Origin of the sequence: Rhodoplanes sp. Z2-YC6860 (assembly GCF_001579845.1) — a bacterium.
GTDB lineage: Bacteria > Pseudomonadota > Alphaproteobacteria > Rhizobiales > Xanthobacteraceae > Z2-YC6860.
This window is the reverse complement of record NZ_CP007440.1, coordinates 2,535,960-2,557,898: the sequence shown is the minus strand read 5'-3', so window position 1 is coordinate 2,557,898 and position 21,939 is coordinate 2,535,960. Positions and strand designations below refer to the sequence as shown.

Genomic DNA, 21,939 nt, shown 5'->3' with positions numbered 1-21,939 from the left:
CTCTATGCTTGCGTGCCGGACACGAGCGCGTCGTCCCACAGCTCGGAATAGTCCGGCACGCGGGCCTGGCTGCGCTTGCCGTCGATCACGACGCGGTCGGCCTGATGCCGCGACACCACCTCGTTGAGCGTGCGCGCGTTGAACGCGATCAGCCGCGCCGGGGCGCCGACGGCAATGCGGCCCTGCTCCGTGAGCCTGGCGATGCGCGCCGGCGCAGGTCCGACGAGCGCGGGCGCCTCGGCGAGCGGATGGTCGAGGTGCAGAATCCGCACCGCCTGCCGGAAGGTGTCGATCATGTCGTGATCGCCGTAGGCGTAGAAGCAGTCGCGGCAGTTGTCGCCGGCCGCGGCCACCGTGACGCCGCGCTTTCGCATCTCATGCACCAGGGTGACGCCGCGCCAGCGCGGCGTGCGGCCGCCGCCACGGTCCTGCAAATAGAGATTGACGGTCGGCAGCGTGATCACGTTGACGCCGGCTTGCGCCAGCAGGTCCATGGTGCGGTCGGCCTCGTCGTCAGGCTGCACCGCGAGGCTGCAGCAGTGCCCGCAGGTCACGCGGTCGCGATAATTGTGGCGCAGCGCCGCGCGCGCCACATAAGGCAGCGCTGCCGAGCGCGGATCGTTGGTCTCGTCGACATGCAGGTCGATGTCGAGATCATAACGCGCCGCGAGCCCGAACAGCCGGTCGAGCAGCGAGTCGAGATCGTCGAGCGGCGCACCATGGCTGCTCTGGGCGGCGGCGCGCGTCACCGCGCCGAGCACGCCGCCGGATTCGGCAACGAGCTTGGCGAGCTGATCGCCCCAATCGCCGCGGAAGAGGTCGATCGGCAAGAGCGACACCGCCTGCAGGGCGACGTGGCCCTTCCACTCTTCGCGCATCTCGCGAAACGCCGGCCAGCTCCGCTGCGCCTGCTCGGGCACCGAATCCAAATGCGTGCGGATCGCCGAAACGCCATGCGCATAGGCGCTGCGGATGCCAAAGCTCATCCGCGTCAGCAGATCCTCGTGCGTCCATTTCTTCCGGTCGGCCGCGGTGGCCAGCACCGCATCCTTGAAGGTGCCGCTCGCATTGGGCGAGCGCACCACGGTGTGGCCGCGATCGAGATGGGTGTGCGCGTCGACCAGCATCGGCCACACCTGGCGGCCGTTCAGATCGACGGATGGTCGCTCATCGGCCGGAGATGTTCCCGCAGATATCAGCCGTTCGATCCGGCCATTGTCGATCAGGATGTCGATCAGCGCCGTGCCGTCCTCGCGGTCCGGCTCGCGATCTTGCGGCGCAAAGCCGTGCGGAGCGGCCACAAAGCAAAGCGGAATGCGCGCATTGGCGATCCGGTAGGACGCCGTGTCAGGCCAGACGAGATCGGAAAACCGGGATGGCATTGGCGGGCTGACTCTCGCTCCTGTGTGATGCGGCGAGCTTTGCAATTGCTGCTATTTCAGGCAAGCGCCATGCCAAGCAGTCGGCCAGTCAATCCGCGTCAACCGGATCGAGCCGCGGCATCGCCTTGCGCAGCTCCTCGACCACGAGGCTCGGAAACGTGTCCAGCGCGCTCCGCGCACGGACCATCAGCTTAAGCGCGATCGGATGCCCGGCCATCTCCTGCAGTTCCAGATGGCGGAGCTCGCCGGCCCCGACCTCCTCCGCGACATCGACAGGATTGAGGAATGTGATCGCCTGGCCGCTTCGCGCGATCTTCTTCATGAACTCGATCGAATTGGTCTCGATGGTCGGATGCAACGGAATGTTGGCATGCGTAAAGGCGAGATCGACCGCCGGCCTGATCGTCATGGAGTGGTCGGAAATCGCCATGGCAAACTCGGCGCAGTCGGCGAGCCGCACCTGCCGCCGCTTGGCGAGCGGATGCTTCGCCGACACCACTGCGCCGATCGGCAGATCGTAGCTCGCGACGATGCGGATGCCGGCGCTCGAGACCGGATTGTAGGTCAGCGCCAGATCGGCCTCACCCGTCAGCACCGCGTTGGTGATCTGATCGAGCGGCAGCACGCGGAGCCGGATATGCACGCGCGGATGCGCATCGAGAACGCCGCTGAGGAAGCGCGGCAATGGCCCCGCCGCGAGCCCGTTCATGGTCGCGATGGTGGCCTCGCCGCGGGTGAGGCCCTTCAATGCCTCGATGTGCGATTCGACTCGGGCATGACCTTTGAGCGTCTCGCGCACATGGGCGATCAGCACTTCGCCGGTCGCGGTGAGCCGCAGACGGCGTGGCATGCGCTCGAAAATCGGGGTTCCCAGCTCATTTTCCAAAGCCAGGATCTGCCGGTTGATCGCCGAAGAGGCAACATTGAGCCGCGCCGAAGCCTTCCGGATCGAGCCCAGGCGGGCGACCTCGTCGAGGTATTTCAGCAGGCGGGAGTGCAACATGGCTCGTTCTCCGCGGCTGCGCCGCCGATCCTCGAAAAATGCGGGCTGCCCGCACTTTCATCGGGCTGCATAAGGCTTCGCCATCGATGCCTCGAAGGCATCACTCAAGGCGAAAATTGATGCTTTTTACAAACATTCAAATTGCCCATCCTGATGTCAAGAGAGGCTCGGGGGCGAGCCTGCGCCGCTGAAAGCCGCGGCGTCATCGCAACGTTTTTCAGAGGACACACCATGTCGCGCTTTCGGTTCGCTTGTCTTGGGTTCACATGCCTTGCCACAGCCGCGGCTCTGTCAATCATCAGCAGCGCCGTGAACGCCGCAGACAAGGTCACGTTTCTCACGAGCTGGTACGCGCAGGCCGAGCACGGCGGTTTCTATCAGGCGAAGGCCGCGGGGATTTACGAGAAGGCCGGCCTCGACGTCACCATCAAAATGGGCGGCCCGCAGGTGAACGGCTTACAGCTCCTGCTCGCCGGCGAGGCCGACGTGATGATGGGCTACGATTTCCAGGTCCTCAATTCGATCGCCAAGGGGCTGCCGGTCATCACCATCGCGACGTCGTTCCAGAAGGACCTGCAAGGCATCATGACGCATGATGACGTGAAGGGTCTCGACGACATGAAGGACAAGACCATCCTGGTCGCGACGCCGGGCCGCACCTCGTGGTGGCCGTGGATGAAGCGCAAGTTCGGCTACACCGACGCGCAGACCCAGGCCTACACGTTCAACCTGCAGCCGTTCTTCAACGACAAGAACATCGTGCAGCAGTCCTATCCGTCGTCGGAGCCGTTCCAGGCGATGCAAAAGGGCGTGCCGGTGAAGTTCTTCCTGATGGCCGATTACGGCTATCCGCCCTACGGCACCACGATGGTGGCCCAGAGCAAGTTCGCGGCCGAGCGTCCGGACGTCGCGCGCCGCTTCGTGCGCGCTTCGATCGAAGGCTGGAAGAGCTATCTTAAGGGCGACCCCTCGCCCGCCAACGCGCTGATCCAAGCCGACAACCCGAAGATGAGCGCCGAGCAGATCGCGTTCGGCATCAAGCGGCTGAACGAGCTCGAAGTCGCCGACGGCGGCGACGCCAAGACCATGGGAATGGGCATCATCACCGAGGCGCGCTGGAAAGCGACCTACGACCTGATGGTGCAGGAAGGCCTGCTGGCAGCCGACACCGACTGGAAGAAGGGTTTTACGACGGAGTTTGTGAAGGATCTGAAGATCACGTCGCGTTGAATCTATCGGCGGTCATTCCGGGGCGCTTGCGAAGCAAGCGAACCCGGAATCCAGACAAGCAAAGACTGCCGCTGGAACTGGATTCCGGGTTCGCGCCTTTGGCGCGCCCCGGAATGACGGCGGCGAAAGCGAAACACCAAGCACAAACATGACAACCGGCACGACAGCCCGCAAGAAAATCGCCGACATCCTGCCGCCGCTGATCGTCGGCGTGCTGGTGATCGCGGGGTGGGAGGCGGGCTGCCGTATCTTCTCCATCCCGTCCTATCTGTTTCCGGCGCCGAGCCAGATCGCCTCGGTGTTCGTGTCGGACACGCCGGTGCTGATGCGGGCGCTGTGGGTGACGCTGCGCGTCACGCTGATCGCGCTGACGCTCGCGGTGGTGATCGGCTCGGCCGTGGCCTTCCTGTTCGTGCAGAGCCCGATCATCGAACGGAGCCTGTTCCCTTACGCCATCATCATGCAGGTGACGCCGATCGTTGCGATCGCTCCGCTGATCATCATCCTGGTCAAGGACACCCAGCTCGCCCTGGTGATCTGTGCGACGATCATCGCGATCTTCCCGATCATTTCGAACACCACCGTGGGGCTGCGCAGCGTCGACCAGGGCCATCAGAACCTGTTCGCGGTGAACCGCGCGTCGCGGCTGCAGAAGCTCATTTATCTTCGCATCCCAAGCGCGCTGCCGTTCTTCTTCGCCGGACTGCGCGTCTCCAGCGGCCTGGCGCTGATCGGCGCGGTAGTCGCCGAGTTCGTCGCCGGCACCGGCGGCCGCAACACCGGACTCGCCTATGAAATCCTGCAATCGGGCTTCCAGCTCGAAATTCCGCGGATGTTTGCGGCGCTGTTCCTGATCACGGTCGCGGGCATCACGCTGTTTCTCGCCATGGTGATGCTGTCGCGACTGGCGCTCGGCACCTGGCACGACAGCATGGCCGAGAGCGAAGCTTAAAAACGAAACAAGCCGGAGGACTGAAATATGCTCACAACCCAACAGAACGTGCTGCGCCGCTTCTGGTATGCGGTGATGGCGCTCGAAGACCTCAAAGACGGCCCGAAGCCGTTCCGCCTGCTCGGCGAGGACATCGTCCTGTTCCTCGACAAGGAGGGCCAGCCGGCCGCACTGAAAGATCGCTGCTGCCACCGCACCTCCAAGCTCTCCAAGGGCTGGATGAACGACGGCCAGATCGTCTGCGGCTATCACGGCTGGACTTATGACCGCACCGGCAAGCTCACCCACGTGCCGCAGTTTCCGGTGCAGCAGGAGGTGCCGAACCTCTCCACGCCGGCTTATCACTGCGAAAGCCGCTACGGCTACGCCTGGGTGGCGCTCGAGGAGCCGCTCGCACCGATCCTCGATGCCGACGAGGAGCACGATCCCAAGTTCCGCCGCATCCCGCAGTTCTACGAGGTGTGGAACACCTCGGCGTTCCGGCTGATGGAGAACTCGTTCGACAACGCGCACTTCGCCTTCGTGCACAAGGGCACGTTCGGCCAGCTCAACCAGCCGCTGCCCGAGAAATACGAGATCGTCGAGACCGATTACGGCTTCGAGGCCGAGACGCTGATCACCGTCGCCAACCCGCCGGTGCAGCACCGCATCTCCGGCACCACCGACCCGACCACCAAGCGCCACATGCGCAACAAGTGGTACATGCCGTTCTGCCGGAAGCTCGACATCGAATATCCGAGCGGGCTGCGCCACATCATCTTCAATTCGGCGACGCCGATCGACGACAGCCACATCATGGTTGTGCAGTGGCTCTACCGCAACGACACCGAGGCCGACTGCCCGGCCAAGGAGCTGATCGACTGGGACTTCCAGATCACCCGGGAAGACAAGGACATCATCGAGTCGACCGATTATGACGCGACGATGGACATGGGCCGCCGCGTCGAGGCGCACATGGTCTCCGACCGCCCCGGCATGATCATGCGCAAGCGCCTGATGAAGCTGTTCGAGGATCACGGCGAGGCCGAGGTCTATGCGACGCGCAACGCAGGCGATAAGGTTCCGGCCATCGCTGCGGAATAAGGACCTGTCATGTCGCAAGGCACTGCGCTCGCCCGGGAGCAAGGCACCGGCCGTTATCCAATCGAACGCTTCCTGGCCGATATCGCCGGAATCGATTGGACCATGGATGCCACCGATCTGAAGCGGCGCTCGCGCGATTATTATTGGTATAGCCCGATCCTGAACGAGGAGCTGAAGGACAAGCTCGCCGACGTGATCGTCACGCCGAAGGACGAGAGCGAAGTCATTCGCGTGGCCGCGGCCTGCGCCAGGCACCGCATTCCGCTCACACCGCGCGGCGGCGCCACGGGCAATTACGGGCAGTGCGTGCCGATGGACGGCGGCGTCGTGCTCGATATGTCGATGTTCAACAAGATCGAGTGGCAGAAGCCTGGAAAAATCCGCGTCGAGGCCGGCGCCAAGATATGGGATATCGACGCCGCGACCCGGCCGAACGGCTGGGAGCTGCGGATGCACCCTTCGACCAAGCGCGCGTCCCAGATCGGCGGCTTTGTGGCAGGCGGCTCGGGCGGCGCCGGCAGCGTCACCTATGGCGGACTGCGCGAGCCCGGCAACATTCTCGCCGCCCGCATCGTGACGCTGGAGGAAAAGCCCCGCGTGATCGAGCTCCGCGGTGACGCCGCACAGAAGATCAGCCGCGCCTATGGCACGACCGGCATCATCACCGTCCTGGAAATGCCGCTCGCGCCGGCGCTGCCCTGGATCGACGTGATCGTCGCTTTTGATGACTTCATCGAAGCCGTGCGCTTCGGGCGCACCATCGCGATGGCCGACGGCATCACCAAGAAGCTCATCTCCCCGATCGAGTGGCCGCTGCCCCAGAACTTCGCGGCGTACCGGCCCCACTGTCCGGATGGCAAGAGCGTCCTGTTCGCCATGATCGGCGAGATGTCGCTGGAAAGTTTCGAGACGCTGCTGGAGTCTTTCAAGGGCAAGCTGACCTACAAGCAGCCGGCCGAAGACGTGCTGAACAAGGTGCCGCTCTATGAGCACACCTGGAACCACACGACCTTGCAGCAGCTCAAGGTCGATCGCGGCGTGACCTATCTGCAGTGCCTCTATCCGCACGACCGGCTGGTCGAGGCGGTGACCGAGGTCGGCAAGAAGTTCGAGGGCGAGGTGACGCAGCATCTCGAATTCCTGCGCATCAATGGTGTCATGACCGCGAGCGGCCTGCCGGTCATCCACTATCGCTCGCGCGAACGGCTCTACGAGATCGTCAAGACTTACGAATCCTGCGGCGTCATGATCGCCGATCCCCATGTGATCACGCTCGAGGACGGCAGCCGCTACAAGCGCGTCGACGCCGACCAGCTCGGCTTCAAGCACGAGGTCGATCCGATGGGCTTGCTCAATCCAGGCAAGATGCGAAGCTTTGTGCCGAAGAACCCATGACAGCCGCGCCGCTCAAGCTCGTGCCTGACACCGCTGCTGCCGATCCGGCAGCCCAGGCTGCGTCAGGACGACCGCTGTTGCGGCTCGCCGGCATCTCGAAATCCTTCAACAACGGTGTGACAGCGCTCGCCGGCATCGACCTGACGATCCGGCCGGGCGAGTTCGTCAGCCTGCTGGGGCCATCCGGCTGCGGAAAATCGACGCTGCTCAAGCTGATCGCCAATCTGTCGCCGCCCTCCGCAGGCACCATCGACTGGCCGCAATCGGCCTATGACGCGATGGGCACCGCGGAGCCGGCGCTGAGCTTCGTCTTCCAGGAACCGACGCTGCTCCCTTGGCGCACCGTCACCGACAACGTGCATCTGCCGCTGCTGCTGACCGGCGTCACCAAGCGCGATGCGCAGGAGCGGATCGACGAAGCGCTGGCCATGGTCGGATTGTCGGCCTTTGCCGATGCCCATCCGAGGCAGCTCTCCGGCGGCATGAAGATGCGCGTGTCGATCGCCCGCGCGCTGGTGACCCGTCCGAAGATCCTGCTGATGGACGAACCCTTCGCCGCGCTCGACGAGATCACCCGCATCAAACTCAACGACGACCTGCTGGAGCTGTTCGCGCAGCAGGGGCTGACGGTGATCTTCGTGACCCACAGCGTCTACGAGTCGGTGTATCTGTCGAGCCGCATCGTGGTGATGAGCGCGCGGCCCGGGCGGATCAGCGCCGACATCCCGATCGAAGCACATTATCCGCGCAACGAGGAATACCGCACCTCGACGTTCTACAACGAGCGCTGCCGATTCGTGTCGGCGGCGCTGCGGCATGCCATGACGGCCAACGAGGCTGTCTAGCTAGAACGCGGTTCCGCTTGCTTGGAAGCACACTCATCCAACACGCACGCTGTCACCCGCGGGCTTGACCCGCGGGTCCATCCGGTCGCACGACAAAGTATCCTCTTACGATTGTCCGCGCTGCGGCCGCTCATGGATCGCCGGGTCATAGGCGAGCAAGCGACGCCGTCCTTCGGACGGCTGTGCCCGGCGATGACACCGCCCTTGTGGCTCGTGGCGGAGGACAACCGGAAAACCTGGCAAGACTACGAACCAGAATACCGCGTCCGCGACACGATATTGTCGAGCGGGAAGCGCGCGACCTCGTCGATCAGTGCAACAAGCTGCTTCGCCGCGCGTTCGACCAGCTCGGCGCCGCGTTTGGCATCCGCGGCCAGCGCATTGCCGCAGGCGCCTGATGCCTGCAAATCCTGGGTCTGCCAGCCGTAGCCGACCGCGCCCTCCGGCGTGAGGATCGCGTTGGTCTTTTCCATCTCGACCGACTTCGGCACAAAGTTCTCGGCGCGCGCCATCTCGACCAGATCGCCATGCAGATGCAGCATCACGCTGGTTTCGGTCTCGCCGCCATGGATGCCGTGGCGAAGCTCGGCCGCGTCGAACAGGTCGCCAGCTTCAGTGACGCGGAACCACGAGCAGGCCACCGCGAACATGCCGAGCTTCACCCGCAGCTCGCGGCAGACGATGTCCATCACCTGAGTCTGGCCGCCATGCGAATTGAACAGGATCAGCTTGCGGCAGCCTGCACGGTGCACGCTCTCGCCGATCTCGAACCAGACCTTGGCCAGTGTCTCGTAGGACAGCGTCAGGGTGCCGGGATAGGCCAAATGCTCGTCGGACTTTCCGACCGGCAGCGCCGGCAGAACCAGCGCCGGCAGCGCGTCAGGCATCAGCTCGACGGCCCGCGCGACGATGCCTTCATTGATCGCAGCATCGACCCGGACCGGAAGATGCGGGCCGTGCTGCTCGACAGCGGCCACAGGCAGCACCGCGACGATCCCGCTCATGTCGACCGCGGCGAAATCGCGCGTCGAGAGATCCCACCACCAGCGTGAATTCAGCATGGATACGACCTGGGTAATGCGACCTGGGTTGTTTCCCGGTCAGTCTACTGCGCGATCGACAGCAAGCGCCACGTCGATGCTGTCGAGAACATGCTCCGACGTGATCGGCTGCGACGTCACCACCGCGCCGAGCGGCGAAAGCGCATCGTTGACGGCCGTCCAGATTGCGGCGCCGGCCGCGACGGTGCCGGCTTCGCCGACGCCGCGGGCGCCGAGCGTGGTCGCGGGCGTCGGCGTTTCGACATGGGCGATACGAATGTCGGGCATCTCACCGGCCATCGGCACGAGGTAGTCCATCAGGCTGCCGTTCTCGAGCTGGCCTTCGCTCGAATAGATGCACTGCTCGTACAGCGCCGAGCCGATGCCCTGCACCACGCCACCGCGGATCTGTTCGTCGACCAGCAGCGGATTGACCACCCGGCCGCAGTCCTCGACCACCCAATAGTCCAGGATGCGGACGGTGCCCAGATCGATATCGACCTCCACATGGGCGGCGTGGATGCCGTTGGCCGAAATATAAGGTGTCGCGCGCGGCACGAAGGTCTCGGTGATCTCAAGCGGTGGCAATTCGGCCATCGGCACGAGATGCGAACGATAGAACGCCGCCGTCGCAATATCGGCGACGGTCATCTGCGCAAGGCCTGCGGAATTCAGGATCGTGCCTCCCTCAAGCCGAAGCGTGGCGGCGTCGGCCTGCAGCATGGATGCGGCGATCGACAAAATGTTTTGCTTTAACGCGCGGGCCGCACGAAGCGCGGCTTCGCCGCCGAGCGAGGTGCCGCGCGACGCCCAGGCGCCGCCGCCCATCGGCGCCGTCGCGGTGTCGCCGCTCCTGACTTCGATCGAGAAGGGCTCCACGCCCAGCTCTTGTGCGATGATCTGGGTGAGCGCGGTCCCCGTGCCTTGGCCCTGATCGGTGATGCTGGTTTCGCAGCGAATGCCGCCGTCCTGCTCGAGCGACAGCCGGCACGTCTCGTTGGCCGAGACGCGGACCTGCAGCGGTCCGTAGATCACCGGCCCGACGGAGGTCTGCTCGATGTACACCGACAGGCCGATGCCGCGATAAACTCGCTTCTCTCGAAGCTCCGCCTGTCGCCGACGCAAGCCGTCGTAGTCCATCAACGCCATCAGCTTCTCGTGGCAGCGCACGAGCGAAAGCTCGCCAAGCAGGATGCCGGTAATCGATTTGGCGTCCGGCTTTCGGGCCTCGGCATAGTTCCGCCGCCGCAACTCCGCCGGATCGAGACTGAGCTTGCGCGCCGCGAGATCGATCAGCTGCTCGGTCACCGTGGTGGCGATCGGCTGGCCGACGCCACGCAAAATGCCGGTCGGCGGCTTGTTCTGGAAATAGCCGCGCACCTCGCCACGATAGTTCGGCAGCCGGTAGGCAGCGGCCGACATGTGCACGGTCTGCAGGCCCTCACCCACACTGCCACGCGGGTAATTGGTGTAGGCGCCCATGCCCGAGAGCATGGAAAGGCTCATCGCCAGCAATCGCCCGTCGGTATCGACCGCGAGCTTTCCGCGGATCCTGGCTTCGCGGGCGTGAATGTCGCTGACGAACGATTCCAGACGATCCGCGGTGAATTTCACCGGCCGTTCCAGCAGCACCGCAATGGCGGCTGTTGCCATCTCGTCCGGATAGGCGGTGAGCTTCATGCCGAAAGCGCCGCCGACATCGGGCGCCACGACGCGGACATGCGACAGCGGCAGACCGAGCTGCGCCGCAAACACATCCCGCATCTGATGCGGCACCTGATGTGAATGATGGATCGTGAGCTGGCGGATGCGCGGATCGAACTCGGCGACGATCGCGCGTGACTCGAGCGTCACGCCGGTCTGGCGTTGGAACGTGAAGTCGTGCTCGACGACGACCGCGGCCTCGGCAAACGCCTGCTCCGGCGTGCCGCCCGCGAAGGAGTGTTCAAGGCCGATGTTGCTGCTCTTGGCACCGTTCACCGTCGGCGCCCGTTCCGCGCACGCCGCCTCGATGCTCGGCACAGCCGGCAGTTCCTCCCACTCGACTGCGACCAGCTCAATCGCGTCCTCGGCCTGCGCGCGCGTTGCCGCAACGGCCGCGACCACAGCTTCGCCCTGCCAGCAGACCTCGCCGCGCGCCAGCGGATATTGCGGCGGCGAGCTGTGAACCGGAAACGGCACGAGCCGCGTCTGCCAGGGCTTGCAGACCTTCGCGAGGTCGTCGCCGGTGACAACAGCGATCACACCCGGCGACTGCTTGGCCGCCGCGGTGTCGATCGCGACGATGCGCGCATGCGCGTGGGGGCTGCGCAGAAACGCGATGTGACCCAGGTTCGCGACGTCGAGATCGTCGGTGTAGCGGCCCCTGCCCTCCGCCAGCCGCTCGGCGTCGCGGCGCGGGGTGCTGCGTCCGATCGGTCCGCTCGCTTCGGTCATGGCTTCGCACCCGCCCGCGCCAAAGCCACCGCTTCGACCGCGTCCACGATAGCCTGATAGCCGGTGCAGCGGCAGAAGTTGCCGGACAAAGCCTCGCGGATTTCGTGACGGCCAGGCTTGCCGCGCGCGAGCAGCTCGGCGGCGGTGACCAGCATGCCGGGGGTACAGTAGCCACATTGCAGTGCGTTTCGCGCGACGAACTCACGCTGCAGGTCGGCGATGGTCTTGTGTTCCGTCAGCCCTTCGATGGTCTCGACCTGCGCGCCATCGGCCTGCACGGCCAGCGTCAGGCAGCTTCGCGCCGACCTCCCGTCGATGAGGACATTGCACGCACCACAGACACCATGCTCGCAGCCGACATGGGTGCCGGTGAGCCGCAAGGTATGCCGCAGGAAATCCGCCAGATTGAGCCGCGCATCGACGGTGGCATTGACCGGCTTGCCGTTGAGCGTGAAGGCGATGTCGTGACGTTCAGACATGAGCCGCTCGCACGATCATGTCCTTCAGTGTGCGCACCAGCAGAACGGCCGCCTGCCGGCGCTTGGTCTCGCCACGACCCTGGTGGCTGTCGATCGGATTCATGTCCTTGGCGATGCTGCTCGCGATCTCGGACAACGCCTCGTCGGACGAATTCGCGTCGACGGTCAGCCCTCGTGCCGAGCGGCTCAGCAGCGGCGTGGGTTCGGAGCCGAAGAACACCACATTGAGTTCGCCGAGACCGCCCGGCGCCTTGCGCGCCCGCACCGCAACGCCCACCGTGGCGAAATCGCCGTGGCGGCGGCTCAGCTCCGAAAAGCCGAACACCTCGTCCGGCTGCGCCGCGGGCAACATGACTTCGGCGATCATTTCGTCGTCATTCCGCGCGGTCTGATAGAGCCCCTGGAAAAACGTGCGGGCGGAAACCGAACGCTCCGCACCTCGCTTTCGCAGCACGATCCCGGCGTCGAGCGCCACCGCGATCGCAGGCATCTCGGCGGACGGGTCCGCCAGGGCGAGGCTGCCGCAGGTGGTGCCGCGGTTGCGTACCGCCATGTGCGCGACATGGGGAATGGCCATGGCCATGAGCGGCACGCGCTCGGCGATCACTTTCGATTCCAGCACTTCGGCATGCCGGACCAGCGCGCCGATCCGGATTTTATCACTGCGGTCGTCGATGCCGCGCAGCGCCTCGATGCGGTTGATATCGACCAGCATCTCGGGCGATGACAGCCGCATGTTGAGCGTCGGCATGAGGCTCTGACCGCCCGCCAGCACCTGCGCGCCGTCGGTATCGGCGAGCAGCGCAAGCGCCTCGTCGATGCTGTCGGGCCGGCGGTAGAGGAAGGCACGGGCTTTCATGCGGCAAACCCTCGTGCTGGCCGGTCAGTTCGGCACAAAGGCCGTCACCATCGCAGGTATGACGAAGATCAACGCCATCATCAACATGGTCAGCCAGACATAGGGCAGCGCGGCACGATAGATCATGCCGATCGAAATGCCGGGCGGCGCCACGCCTTTCAGCACGAACAGCAGCAGCCCGAACGGCGGCGTCAGCAAACCGATCTGCATGCAAAGGAGGTAGAGAATTCCGAACCAGATCAGATCGACGCCCATGTTGCGCAGAAGCGGCATGTAGAACGGCAGCGTGATCATCATAATGCTGGTCTGGTCGATGAAGAATCCCAGGATCAGCAGAATGCCCAGCATGCCGATCAGGATCGTGGTCTGGCTGAATTGCGAGCTTTCGATCACAGCCACGAGACCGGCGGTGGCGCCCGAGAAGCTCAGGAGCTGCGCGAAGGTCGTCGCGCCGACGATGATGAACAGCAGCGAGCCCGAGATCGACACGGTGCCCAGCAGCGACTTCCAGAGGCTCTGCCGCGTCAGGCAGCCGTAGCAGGCGGCGAGCACGACGGTTGCGACGGCGCCGAGCGCGCTCGATTCGGTTGGCGTGGCCCAGCCGCCGGTCATGCTGATCACCACGATCGCGAACACGCCGATCAGCGGCAGGATGGTGATCGCGAGCCTGACCCACGGGTTTCCCTCCTGCGGCTTGCCGTCGTCATAGGACGGAGCCAGCGTGGGGTTGAGCCAGCAGCGAATCAGCACGTAGCCGATGAACAGCGCCGACAGGATCAGGCCGGGCACGATGCCGCCGACGAGAAGGCCCGAGATCGAAATGCCGGCGAGGCTGCCGAGCAGCACGGCCAGGCCCGACGGCGGGATCAGGATGTCGACGCCGCCGATGGCGAGAATCGGCCCCATCGCGGTCTTGGGCTCGTAGTTGCGCTGGAGCATCTGCGGCAACAGCAGCGAGCCGAGCATCGCCGTGGTGGCGATGGTCGAGCCCGAGATCGCAGAAAACACCGTGCCGGCGACCAGCGCCACCACCGCAAGGCGGCCCGGCACGCGGCGGATCACGGCGTCGACCGCATCGATCGACTTCATCGCGAGGCCGGTGTGGAACAGCACCTCGCCCATCAGCACGAAGAACGGGATCGGCACGAGCGAGAACTGCGCGACCGAAAGCTGCTCGTTGCGCACCATCTGCTCCAGCCCCGGCACACCGCCGAAGATCAGGTAGGAGCCGAAGATGTTGATGATGAAGAAGACGAACGCGACCGGCAGCGCGCAGAGCAGCAGCCCCACTTTGGACGTGAACATCAGCGCCAGGACCGAGATCCAGCTCACGGCAGCTCTCCCGGCTGGATGCCCGGAATGTGCTCGGACGCTTCATGGCGGACCGTTGTCGGCGCATTCATCTGGTCGATCAGCATCTCCAGCGCCTGCAGCGCCATCACCAGCGAGGTGAGCGGAATGATCCAGTCGAGCCACCACTGCGGGATGATCAGGTCCTTGAAGATCAGCGTGCCGTCCCGGACATTGCTAATCAGGATCATCATGCCGACCACGCCGGTGATGATCGACACTCCGATGATTGCGAGAAGCACACCGTATTCGAAGCGCCGCGCGACCGCGGGATCGACCCGCGACATCGCAATGTCGACCCGGATGTGCTCGTTGGTGCGAAGCAGGTATGGCGCGACGAAGAAGGTCGAGATGAAGAGACCGTATTCGGTGAGCTCGATCAGGCCGATGATCGACGGATAGTTGAACATCCGCAGGATCACCTCGGCGCTGACGCCCAGCGCCATGGCCGACAACACAATGACGGCCAGCACGCACAGAATGCGCACCAGCCATCCATTGAGCCAGAAGATCAGGCGCATGCGCCAAGCATCACGGAGGGGACGCTCACTTGGTCAGGAGCGGCTGAAGCTTGGCCATCGCGTCGGGGCTGAGCTTCTTGAGGTCATCCCAATAGAGCGAGACCGCGAGCTTTTTGAACTCCGGACCGAAGTCGACGGTCTTGATGCCGGCCTTGGCCTGAAGCTCAAGCGTTTCCTTGGTCTTTTCGGCGGTATAGCGGAGATCGTCCTGCTCGAACCACACCACGGCGTCGTCGATCACCTTTTTCTGCTCCGGCGTCAGCGACGCGTACTTGCTCTTGTTCATCAGCACGGTGTTGACGACGTTGTAGAAGCCCGGGTCGATGCGCACCTTGGTGAGCTTCTCCCAGCCGAAGTCGTTGATGCCCCACAACGGCCATCCATAGCCCTGCACGGTGCCACGCTCCAGCGCGGTGTAAACCTCGGGCGCAGCGATGTTCACGCCTGCGATGCCGTAATGCTTGAACAGAGCGTTGTAGTTCGGCTGGCCGCGGAAACGCAGTCCGCTCAGGTCTTCGGGCTTCGTGATCGCCATTTCCTTGGTGACGTAGAAATGGAACGGCACGCCGATGCCGTAAGTCGTGAGATACATGGAGTTCATGCGCTCGCCGGCGATCGCGTTCAGCGCCGCGTAGCCGCCAGACTTGCGTTGCTCGGCAACCGTCATGTTCGAGAGGATTTGCGCGTCGCCCTCGACCATCGCGCTCTTGTAGTAGGCCGGCGGGATCGCAGCGATATCGAGCACGCCGTTTTTGACCGCCTGCGCCTGGCCGTCGGCCGGCACCGCCTCGGGACCGCCGACGATGCGGATCTGCAGCACGCCCTTGCCGGTCTCGTTGACGTGATCGACGAAGCGCTTGAACGGAATTCCGTAAGTGGTCGAGGGCGGCACGAATACTGCCGACTTCAGCGTGATCTCTTCGGCTTTGGCGCTGCCGACGATCGCGCAAAAACTCAGTGCTGCAGCGGCAACCTGAAGGCGATGGAGAACATTCCGGCATTGCCAGGCGGACATCTGTAATCTCCTTCGGTTTTGCAGAATTACAGATTTCAACAATGTTAGTATGCGCGAATACGGTCAAGGCGCTTTCGGTGCAAGTCATGACATTTATTTAGGCGCGCAGCCTTGTGCGGTGCAGCGCGACCGTCGCACCAAGATGTCGGCCGCAAACGCCTCCCCGGACGTGACGATGATCTCTTGCCGTCGGATAAAATCATGATTTAGATCAATTAAATCGCGGCGGTAACCCAAGGCAACTTCTTCGCGCCGGCCACCGCATCGCGCCGCGAGGATTCGCCGTCTGCATTTTCATCTTCAAAACCGAAAAAGATTCTGTGACGCGAATACTGTATTTGCTTCGCTGCTGAGCTACACTGCATCATCGGAAGCGCCACCGATCATTGCGGAGAACATCATGGCCAAGATCAGACACATCGCCATCCAAGTCCCCGATCTCGAAAAGGCCGCGGCCTTCTACGAGAACGTCTTCGAGCTCAAGCGCGTCAGCAAAGTCGAGGCGCCGATCGGCAATGCGATCTCGCTGTCGGACGGCATCATGAACCTGACGCTGCTGCAATTCCCCGAAGGTACCAAGGGCAGCAAGGGCGGCCCGGACTGGGCGGGGCTGCATCACTTTGGCTTCGTCGTCGACGACCAGAAGACGACCGATGAGAAGATCAAGAAGCACGGCGGCGAGTTCTTCATGCAGCTCCCGTCGTACCCCGGCGTCGACGCCGAGATGAAATACAAGGACACCAACGGCATCGTGTTCGATGTCTCCGAGCACGACTGGCGGCAAGCCAAATAGAGCCGATGCGTATCACAGCCGTCCGGGAACGGACGATCGAGCTGTCATCGGCCACGCGCAACTCGAGCATTAGCTTCGACGCCATGACCGCAAGCGTAGTCGCGGTGCACACCGATGCGAGGACGAACGGCAAGCCTCTGGTTGGCCTGGCGTTCGACTCGATCGGACGCTACGGCCATGGCGGCTTGCTGCGCGAGCGGTTCATCCCGCGGCTGATGGCGGCCGATCCGGGGGCCTATTCGGACGGCCACGGCGGCATCGACCCGCATCGCGCCTGGGCCGTGATGATGAAGGACGAGAAGCCCGGCGGCCACGGCGAGCGGAGCGGAGCGGTCGGCATGCTCGACGCGGCGCTCTGGGACCTCGCCGCCAAATCGGCCGATCTGCCGCTGTGGCGCCTCCTCGCCAAGCGCCACGGTGCAGCAAGCGCCGGCGAACACGCAAAGATCGCGATCTATTGCAGCGGCGGCCACTACAGGGCTTCTAACGATGTCGAAGGTCTTTGCGATGACATCCGTCGCGCCATCGGTCAAGGGCATCGCCGCTTCAAGATCAAGATCGGCGGCGCAAGTCTTGCCGAGGATATCAAGCGCATCGACACCGTATTCGGCGTACTTGAGCGCGGCATGGCGCTCGCGGTCGACGGCAACGGCACCTTCGACCGCGCCAAGACCTTGTCCTATCTCGAAACACTGAAGCCCTACCCGATTGCCTGGATCGAAGAGCCAGTGCACCCGCTCGATTTCGATCTGCATCGCGATGTCATTGCGCAGAGCGCAATTCCGTTTGCGACCGGCGAGAACCTGTTCTCGCGCGACGACGCGCGCAATCTTCTTCGTTACGGCGGCCTGCGCAAGGACCGCGACTTGCTGCAATTCGATATTTCGTTGAGCTACGGCATCGTCGAATATTTGCGCATTCTCGACGACCTCGACGCGCACGGATGGACACGCGAGCGTTGCGCGCCGCATGCCGGCCATCTGCTGGCGATGAATGCGGTCGCGGGGCTGGGGCTCGGCCTCGCCGAGGTCGCGATGGACACCTCCACGCTGTTCGGCAAGCTCACCGCGCATGTGCCGGTCAGCGACGGCAGCGCCACACTCGGAAGCGCGCCCGGCGCGGGCTTCGAACAGCTTCCGATGTTTTCCGAAATCTTCGGCGATCTTCTGAACTGATGGGCGATCATATGGAACAGTCAGCCACGCTTCCGACCCCTGACGACATCAAGAGCCTGGTGCGGCCCGACCACGTCCATCGCCGCGCCTATGCCGACCCGGCGGTGTTTGCGCTGGAACAGGAGCGCATCTTCAGCAAGCTCTGGATTTACGTCGCTCACGACAGTCAGCTCAAGAAGCCAGGCGATTTCATCCGCACCCGCCTCGCCTCATACGAAGTGCTGGTGACGCGGCACAGCGACGGCGAGATCTACGTGCTGCAAAACCGCTGTCCGCATCGCGGCGCGCGGATCTGCATGGTCGATCGCGGCAGCAGCAAGATCTTCAGCTGCCCGTATCACGCCTGGGCGTTCCGGCCCGACGGCTCGCTGGCTTCGGTGCCGCACCGCAAGAGCTATCCGGAGAATTTCAGCTTCGACGATCCCAGCAATCACATGCAGCGCGTCGGCAAGGTCGCGCTCTATCGCGGCTTCGTCTTCGCGACGTTGAATGAGAATCCCGAGCCACTCCTCGAGCATCTCGGCCCGATGACCGAAGTGATCGACAACCTTGTGGATCGCGCGCCGGACGGCGAGGTCGAAATCGCGGAGTCGAGCTTCACGCTGGAGTATCGCGGCAACTGGAAGCTTCATCTGGAAAATGCCGCCGACATCTTCCACCCGAGTTTCGTGCACAGTTCGTCGGTCGCGCCGGCGCGCCGCGCGCCGACCAACGCCTCGATCCTCGACCAGGACCAGACGCGCCTGATGCTCGCCGCCAACGGGCTCGGCTACGAGGAGTGGGAGGGCATCCAGCTCAACGGCTATGCCGGCGGCCACGTCTACATGAACAACATCTACAATGCGGGCGTGATGGTCAGCCAGAAGGCCGATCCCGTGGCCGAACGCTACCGGGCCGCGCTCACCGCGCGGCACGGCGCGGAGAAGACCGCGCAGGTTCTCGGCATGAACCGCTTCAACAACATCATCTATCCGAATCTGATCATCAACGCGCAGTACCAGCAGATGCGCGTGACGATTCCGCTCTCCGTCGACCGCACCATGGTGCGCATCCACTGCTTCAAGCTCAAAGGCGCGCCGGACGAGATGTTCCACCGCGCGGTGCGCTTCCTCAGCACATTGGGCTCGCCGGCCTCGATGATCTTCTCCGACGACGTCGAGATGCTGGAGCGCTGCCAGCAGGGCCTCGCCCGCGATGTCGGGCCGTGGATCGACTTCTCGCGCGGCGTCGGCCAGGAAAGCCGCGGCGCCGAGGGCCAGCTTTCGGGCGCCGCCAGCGAAATGCCTATGCGCGTGCAGTTCCAGGCCTGGGTCAACTACCTCACCGCCGAGGCTGCGTGATGCTGGACTACGCGATGCAGCGCCGGATCGAATTGTTCCTCCTCGAAGAGGCACGCCTGCTCGACGCCGGACAGTTCGAGGACTGGCTCAAGCTCTACGAGCCGCAGGGCATCTACTGGATGCCGAGCCAGCCCGGCCAGACCGATCCGCTGAACGTGGCGTCGATCATGTACGAGGACCACGCGATCCTCTCGATGCGCGTACAGCGGCTGCTCGAAGCGCGCGCGCTGGTGCTGACGCCGATGCCGCGCACCACACATCTCGTGAGCAACATCGAGGCTAAGGAAGCCGAGGACGGCGAGTTCACCGCGGACGCGGCCTTCATCTGCGTCGAGCATCAGGCCGACCGGCAGCGCATCTATTCAGGCCGCCACGCCTACCAGCTGACGCCGCACGATGACTCGTTCCGTATCAAGCTCAAGCGCGTGGCGTTGATGAATTGCGACGGCGTCCATTCGCCGATGGCCATTCCGCTATAGAGCAGGCATTGCGCCGTGGTGCAGGTCAAGAAAAAGCAGGTGCGGCAGGCGATCCTCGACAGCGCCTACGATCTGTTTTCCGAGCGCGGCTATCACAGCACCACGCTGCAGGACGTGGCGGAACTCGCCGGCGTCGGCGTCAGCAGTCTCTATTCGTATTTTCCCTCGAAGCTTCACCTGCTCTATGCGGTGTTCGAGCCCTGGCACAAGGGCGCGTTCGAAAAGCTCGAAAAGCGCATCCTCAAGTTGAAATCGCCGCGCGACCGATTGTTCGCACTGCTGCTCGGGCTGTGGCGCGATATTCCGATCGCCAATATCGGCCTGACCAACAGCCTGATGGAGGCCCTTGCCTCCGCCGATCCGGCGCAGCCAAAGCCGGTGCCGCTCTTGAAGTGGACGGAAGAGCGGCTGATGCGGATGCTGAAGGCCGCGTTGCCCGAAGTGCAAGTCGACCACGATGCGCTGTCGACTCTGTTCATCATGGCTTACGACGGCTTCGTCATTAACCGCCGCCTGAACGATCTCCGTGACATCGAGCGGTTGTCCAACGCGATGTGCAACGTCCTGCTCGGCCCTGCCGGCAAGCGTTGAACCGGCCTCATCGAAGACGCCGCACCGCTATGCGGCACATTGGCATCAAACTTGCCACACTGTTGCCGGCGACCTTACACTGAGTTGGAACCGGCACCGGACGCGAAGTCATGACCATCGATCGACGAAGATTTCTTCAGGCCGCCGCGGGCCTGACTGTCGCGCCATGGTCGGCTCAAACCCAAGCCCAAACTCAGACACTGTCGAAGATCCGATACGTGCATTCGTCGCCGGTCGCGCGGCCGTATCATGCCTACAGCTTCTCCGGCAAAGGCGCCGGCCTCTACGACAAGATCGGCCTCGATCCGGAGTTCCTTTTCATCTCCGGCTCGGCTGCGACCCTGCAGCTTCTGATCTCCGGTGACGCTCACATCGGTAACATCGGCATCCTGGAATTCATCTCCTCGAAGAAGAAGCAGCCGACCTTGCCTTTGTCGGTGGTCTACTGCCACGACTACCACGGCTCCTACGTCACGGTCGTTCCCGAGGACAGCCCGATCAAGAGCGTGGCCGACCTCAAGGGCAAGACCGTCGGCGTGCTGAGCCTCGCCGCCGGGACCGTTCCGACATTGAAGGCGCAGGCCCGCGAGGCCGGCATCGATCCGGGCTCCATTCAGTTCGTCGCGGTCGGCGCCGACGCCGCCGCGATGGTGGCGCTGAAATCCGGCCGGGTCGATGCCTATTCGCATTTCATCGGCGCGATCGCCGGCCTCGAAAACCTGGGAATGAAATTCCGCAGCTTCGCGCCCGATGTCTGCTCGGGCGTGTTCGTTACCAGCAACGCGCTGCTCGCCAACAACCGCGATCTCGTGGTCCGCGGCCTGCAAGGCATCGCGCTCAGCACGCGGTTTGCGCAGCTCAATCCCGTTGCGGCGGCACGCAACTACTATGCGATGTTCAAGCCGCCGACCGGCGACACCGCCCAGGCACTGCGTAACGACGCCCACTCCATCGAGAAGACGCTCTCGATCTTCAAGCAGCCGAACGACGGCCATCGCTGGGGCGAGATGACCGAGGCCGACTGGAACAAGCTCATCGCCTTTGCCGGACCGGAATTCGGACTGAAGCCCGAGGACACCAAGTTCGCGGATTTCTTCAACGGCTCGCTGATCGCCGACGTGAACAAGGTCGACATCGGCCTCGCCGAAGCCGCCGCCAAGGCCGCACCCGCGCAATGACGATGGCAACGACCGCGGCGACACGTTCGCCGGCGCTCACCGTATCCGGCGTAGGCCTGACCTATCCGACGTCGTCCGGCGCGGTCGAAGCGCTGCGCGGCATCTCGCTCGACGTCCGCGACGGTGAATTCGTCTCCGTCGTCGGGCCAAGCGGTTGCGGCAAGAGCAGTCTGCTCAAGCTCATTCTCGGTCTCGAGCGCGCGACGCGCGGCAGCCTCGCGGTCGAAGGCCGCGAGATCGTGGGCCCTTCGCGTGGCGTCGGCGCCGTGTTCCAGGCGCCGGTGCTGCTGCCCTGGCGCACCATCGAGGAGAACGTGCTGCTGCCGATGGACGTGATGAAGCTCGACCGCAAGGAAACCACCGAGCGGGCGCAGGCGCTGCTGCGCATGGCCGGGCTTGGCGACTTCGGCAAGAAATATCCGTACGAGCTCTCCGGCGGCATGCAGCACCGCGCCTCGATCGTGCGCGCGCTGGTGCACGATCCGAAACTCCTGATCATGGACGAGCCGTTCGCAGCGCTCGACGCCATCACCCGCGAGCAGATGGCCGGCGAATTGCAGCGCATCTGGATGGAGAGCGGCAAGACCGTGGTCTTCATCACCCACTCGATCAGCGAGGCGGTGTTCCTCTCCGACCGGATCGCCGTGATGTCGGCCCGGCCGGGCCGCATCATGGAGGTGCTTGAAAACCCTGCGCCACGGCCGCGAAGCTTCATCGATCTCGCGTCGCCCGCGCTCGCTGCGCTTTCGACCGAAATCCGCCGCCACCTCGATCTCGCCGCCGCCGCATAGGA

The 21,939-nt window shown here is 64.0% G+C and carries 21 protein-coding genes; 12 read left to right on the top strand and 9 right to left on the bottom strand.

Annotated elements, in window-relative coordinates:
• Positions 1 to 2: 2 nt before the first annotated feature.
• Positions 3 to 1,382: a cytosine deaminase gene (locus RHPLAN_RS11990; RefSeq protein ID WP_068017825.1), complete on the bottom strand. Its 1,380-nt coding sequence runs from the start codon at positions 1,380 to 1,382 to the stop codon at positions 3 to 5.
• 88 nt (positions 1,383 to 1,470) lie between these two features.
• A complete protein-coding gene (locus RHPLAN_RS11985; protein WP_068017822.1) occupies positions 1,471 to 2,385 on the bottom strand; it encodes a LysR family transcriptional regulator in 915 nt (304 codons plus the stop codon).
• A gap of 309 nt (positions 2,386 to 2,694) precedes the next feature.
• Between RHPLAN_RS11985 and RHPLAN_RS11980 the strand changes: the two genes are divergently transcribed.
• From RHPLAN_RS11980 to RHPLAN_RS11960, 5 genes are all read left to right on the top strand, one after another.
• Entirely contained in the window at positions 2,695 to 3,615 is a 921-nt protein-coding gene (locus tag RHPLAN_RS11980; RefSeq protein WP_237180119.1) for an ABC transporter substrate-binding protein, read from the top strand.
• Positions 3,616 to 3,763: 148 nt separating this feature from the next.
• A complete protein-coding gene (locus RHPLAN_RS11975; protein ID WP_068017816.1) occupies positions 3,764 to 4,567 on the top strand; it encodes an ABC transporter permease in 804 nt (267 codons plus the stop codon).
• 27 nt (positions 4,568 to 4,594) lie between these two features.
• Positions 4,595 to 5,650 (top strand): aromatic ring-hydroxylating dioxygenase subunit alpha, encoded by a 1,056-nt coding sequence (locus tag RHPLAN_RS11970; RefSeq protein ID WP_068017814.1) that lies wholly within the window; start codon positions 4,595 to 4,597, stop codon positions 5,648 to 5,650.
• 9 nt (positions 5,651 to 5,659) lie between these two features.
• A complete protein-coding gene (locus RHPLAN_RS11965; RefSeq protein WP_084244759.1) occupies positions 5,660 to 7,045 on the top strand; it encodes an FAD-binding oxidoreductase in 1,386 nt (461 codons plus the stop codon).
• Entirely contained in the window at positions 7,042 to 7,890 is an 849-nt protein-coding gene (locus RHPLAN_RS11960) for an ABC transporter ATP-binding protein (RefSeq protein WP_068017811.1), read from the top strand. The genes RHPLAN_RS11965 and RHPLAN_RS11960 overlap by 4 nt, the downstream gene beginning before the upstream one ends.
• Before the next feature lie 245 nt (positions 7,891 to 8,135).
• On the opposite strand, the gene RHPLAN_RS11955 is transcribed toward RHPLAN_RS11960, so the two are convergent.
• From RHPLAN_RS11955 to dctP, 7 genes are read right to left on the bottom strand one after another with little or no spacing between them, the layout of a single operon-like run.
• Positions 8,136 to 8,951: a creatininase family protein gene (locus tag RHPLAN_RS11955; protein WP_068017808.1), complete on the bottom strand. Its 816-nt coding sequence runs from the start codon at positions 8,949 to 8,951 to the stop codon at positions 8,136 to 8,138.
• Positions 8,952 to 8,990: 39 nt separating this feature from the next.
• Positions 8,991 to 11,366: a xanthine dehydrogenase family protein molybdopterin-binding subunit gene (locus RHPLAN_RS11950; RefSeq protein ID WP_068017805.1), complete on the bottom strand. Its 2,376-nt coding sequence runs from the start codon at positions 11,364 to 11,366 to the stop codon at positions 8,991 to 8,993.
• A complete protein-coding gene (locus RHPLAN_RS11945; RefSeq protein ID WP_068017801.1) occupies positions 11,363 to 11,845 on the bottom strand; it encodes a (2Fe-2S)-binding protein in 483 nt (160 codons plus the stop codon). Before RHPLAN_RS11945 ends, RHPLAN_RS11950 begins: the two co-directional genes overlap by 4 nt.
• The gene (locus RHPLAN_RS11940) at positions 11,838 to 12,704 is read right to left on the bottom strand and encodes an FAD binding domain-containing protein (protein WP_068017798.1); all 867 of its coding nucleotides are present in this window, start codon (positions 12,702 to 12,704) and stop codon (positions 11,838 to 11,840) included. The genes RHPLAN_RS11945 and RHPLAN_RS11940 overlap by 8 nt, the downstream gene beginning before the upstream one ends.
• Positions 12,705 to 12,728: 24 nt before the next feature.
• Positions 12,729 to 14,036 carry a TRAP transporter large permease gene (locus RHPLAN_RS11935; protein ID WP_198164866.1) on the bottom strand — a complete coding sequence of 436 codons (1,308 nt, stop codon included), beginning with the start codon at positions 14,034 to 14,036 and terminating at the stop codon, positions 12,729 to 12,731.
• Positions 14,033 to 14,575, bottom strand: a complete 543-nt coding sequence (locus RHPLAN_RS11930; RefSeq protein ID WP_068017795.1) for a TRAP transporter small permease — start codon at positions 14,573 to 14,575, stop codon at positions 14,033 to 14,035. Before RHPLAN_RS11930 ends, RHPLAN_RS11935 begins: the two co-directional genes overlap by 4 nt.
• A gap of 25 nt (positions 14,576 to 14,600) precedes the next feature.
• Positions 14,601 to 15,590, bottom strand: a complete 990-nt coding sequence (gene dctP / locus RHPLAN_RS11925; RefSeq protein WP_068017792.1) for a TRAP transporter substrate-binding protein DctP — start codon at positions 15,588 to 15,590, stop codon at positions 14,601 to 14,603.
• A gap of 400 nt (positions 15,591 to 15,990) precedes the next feature.
• Here dctP and RHPLAN_RS11920 point away from each other — a divergent pair, with 400 nt between their 5' ends.
• The 7 genes from RHPLAN_RS11920 (at position 15,991) to RHPLAN_RS11890 (ending at position 21,937) form a co-directional block, all read left to right on the top strand.
• A complete protein-coding gene (locus tag RHPLAN_RS11920) occupies positions 15,991 to 16,383 on the top strand; it encodes a VOC family protein (protein WP_068017790.1) in 393 nt (130 codons plus the stop codon).
• Between the two features lie 5 nt (positions 16,384 to 16,388).
• Complete coding sequence (locus tag RHPLAN_RS11915) at positions 16,389 to 17,558, top strand: enolase C-terminal domain-like protein (protein WP_068017787.1); 1,170 nt, start codon at positions 16,389 to 16,391, stop codon at positions 17,556 to 17,558.
• An 11-nt stretch (positions 17,559 to 17,569) separates the two neighbouring features.
• Positions 17,570 to 18,898, top strand: coding sequence for an aromatic ring-hydroxylating oxygenase subunit alpha (locus RHPLAN_RS11910; protein WP_068031073.1), 1,329 nt, complete (start codon positions 17,570 to 17,572; stop codon positions 18,896 to 18,898).
• On the top strand, positions 18,898 to 19,377 hold the full coding sequence (locus RHPLAN_RS11905) for an aromatic-ring-hydroxylating dioxygenase subunit beta (RefSeq protein WP_068017784.1): 480 nt from the start codon (positions 18,898 to 18,900) through the stop codon (positions 19,375 to 19,377). The genes RHPLAN_RS11910 and RHPLAN_RS11905 overlap by 1 nt, the downstream gene beginning before the upstream one ends.
• Positions 19,378 to 19,392: 15 nt before the next feature.
• Complete coding sequence (locus RHPLAN_RS11900) at positions 19,393 to 19,968, top strand: TetR/AcrR family transcriptional regulator (RefSeq protein ID WP_068017781.1); 576 nt, start codon at positions 19,393 to 19,395, stop codon at positions 19,966 to 19,968.
• 110 nt (positions 19,969 to 20,078) lie between these two features.
• Entirely contained in the window at positions 20,079 to 21,146 is a 1,068-nt protein-coding gene (locus RHPLAN_RS11895; protein WP_084244755.1) for an ABC transporter substrate-binding protein, read from the top strand.
• Positions 21,143 to 21,937, top strand: coding sequence for an ABC transporter ATP-binding protein (locus tag RHPLAN_RS11890; RefSeq protein ID WP_157100234.1), 795 nt, complete (start codon positions 21,143 to 21,145; stop codon positions 21,935 to 21,937). Before RHPLAN_RS11895 ends, RHPLAN_RS11890 begins: the two co-directional genes overlap by 4 nt.
• Positions 21,938 to 21,939 lie beyond the last annotated feature (2 nt).

What these genes read in the sequence shown, in the direction of transcription:
- RHPLAN_RS11990 (WP_068017825.1), bottom strand. Translation starts at nt 1,382, where the DNA reads ATGCCATCCCGGTTTTCCGATCTCGTCTGGCCTGACACGGCGTCCTAC.
- RHPLAN_RS11985 (WP_068017822.1), bottom strand. Translation starts at nt 2,385, where the DNA reads ATGTTGCACTCCCGCCTGCTGAAATACCTCGACGAGGTCGCCCGCCTG.
- RHPLAN_RS11975 (WP_068017816.1), top strand. Translation starts at nt 3,764, where the DNA reads ATGACAACCGGCACGACAGCCCGCAAGAAAATCGCCGACATCCTGCCG.
- RHPLAN_RS11970 (WP_068017814.1), top strand. Translation starts at nt 4,595, where the DNA reads ATGCTCACAACCCAACAGAACGTGCTGCGCCGCTTCTGGTATGCGGTG.
- RHPLAN_RS11965 (WP_084244759.1), top strand. Translation starts at nt 5,660, where the DNA reads ATGTCGCAAGGCACTGCGCTCGCCCGGGAGCAAGGCACCGGCCGTTAT.
- RHPLAN_RS11960 (WP_068017811.1), top strand. Translation starts at nt 7,042, where the DNA reads ATGACAGCCGCGCCGCTCAAGCTCGTGCCTGACACCGCTGCTGCCGAT.
- RHPLAN_RS11955 (WP_068017808.1), bottom strand. Translation starts at nt 8,951, where the DNA reads ATGCTGAATTCACGCTGGTGGTGGGATCTCTCGACGCGCGATTTCGCC.
- RHPLAN_RS11950 (WP_068017805.1), bottom strand. Translation starts at nt 11,366, where the DNA reads ATGACCGAAGCGAGCGGACCGATCGGACGCAGCACCCCGCGCCGCGAC.
- RHPLAN_RS11945 (WP_068017801.1), bottom strand. Translation starts at nt 11,845, where the DNA reads ATGTCTGAACGTCACGACATCGCCTTCACGCTCAACGGCAAGCCGGTC.
- RHPLAN_RS11940 (WP_068017798.1), bottom strand. Translation starts at nt 12,704, where the DNA reads ATGAAAGCCCGTGCCTTCCTCTACCGCCGGCCCGACAGCATCGACGAG.
- RHPLAN_RS11930 (WP_068017795.1), bottom strand. Translation starts at nt 14,575, where the DNA reads ATGCGCCTGATCTTCTGGCTCAATGGATGGCTGGTGCGCATTCTGTGC.
- dctP (WP_068017792.1), bottom strand. Translation starts at nt 15,590, where the DNA reads ATGTCCGCCTGGCAATGCCGGAATGTTCTCCATCGCCTTCAGGTTGCC.
- RHPLAN_RS11920 (WP_068017790.1), top strand. Translation starts at nt 15,991, where the DNA reads ATGGCCAAGATCAGACACATCGCCATCCAAGTCCCCGATCTCGAAAAG.
- RHPLAN_RS11915 (WP_068017787.1), top strand. Translation starts at nt 16,389, where the DNA reads ATGCGTATCACAGCCGTCCGGGAACGGACGATCGAGCTGTCATCGGCC.
- RHPLAN_RS11910 (WP_068031073.1), top strand. Translation starts at nt 17,570, where the DNA reads ATGGAACAGTCAGCCACGCTTCCGACCCCTGACGACATCAAGAGCCTG.
- RHPLAN_RS11905 (WP_068017784.1), top strand. Translation starts at nt 18,898, where the DNA reads ATGCTGGACTACGCGATGCAGCGCCGGATCGAATTGTTCCTCCTCGAA.
- RHPLAN_RS11895 (WP_084244755.1), top strand. Translation starts at nt 20,079, where the DNA reads ATGACCATCGATCGACGAAGATTTCTTCAGGCCGCCGCGGGCCTGACT.
- RHPLAN_RS11890 (WP_157100234.1), top strand. Translation starts at nt 21,143, where the DNA reads ATGACGATGGCAACGACCGCGGCGACACGTTCGCCGGCGCTCACCGTA.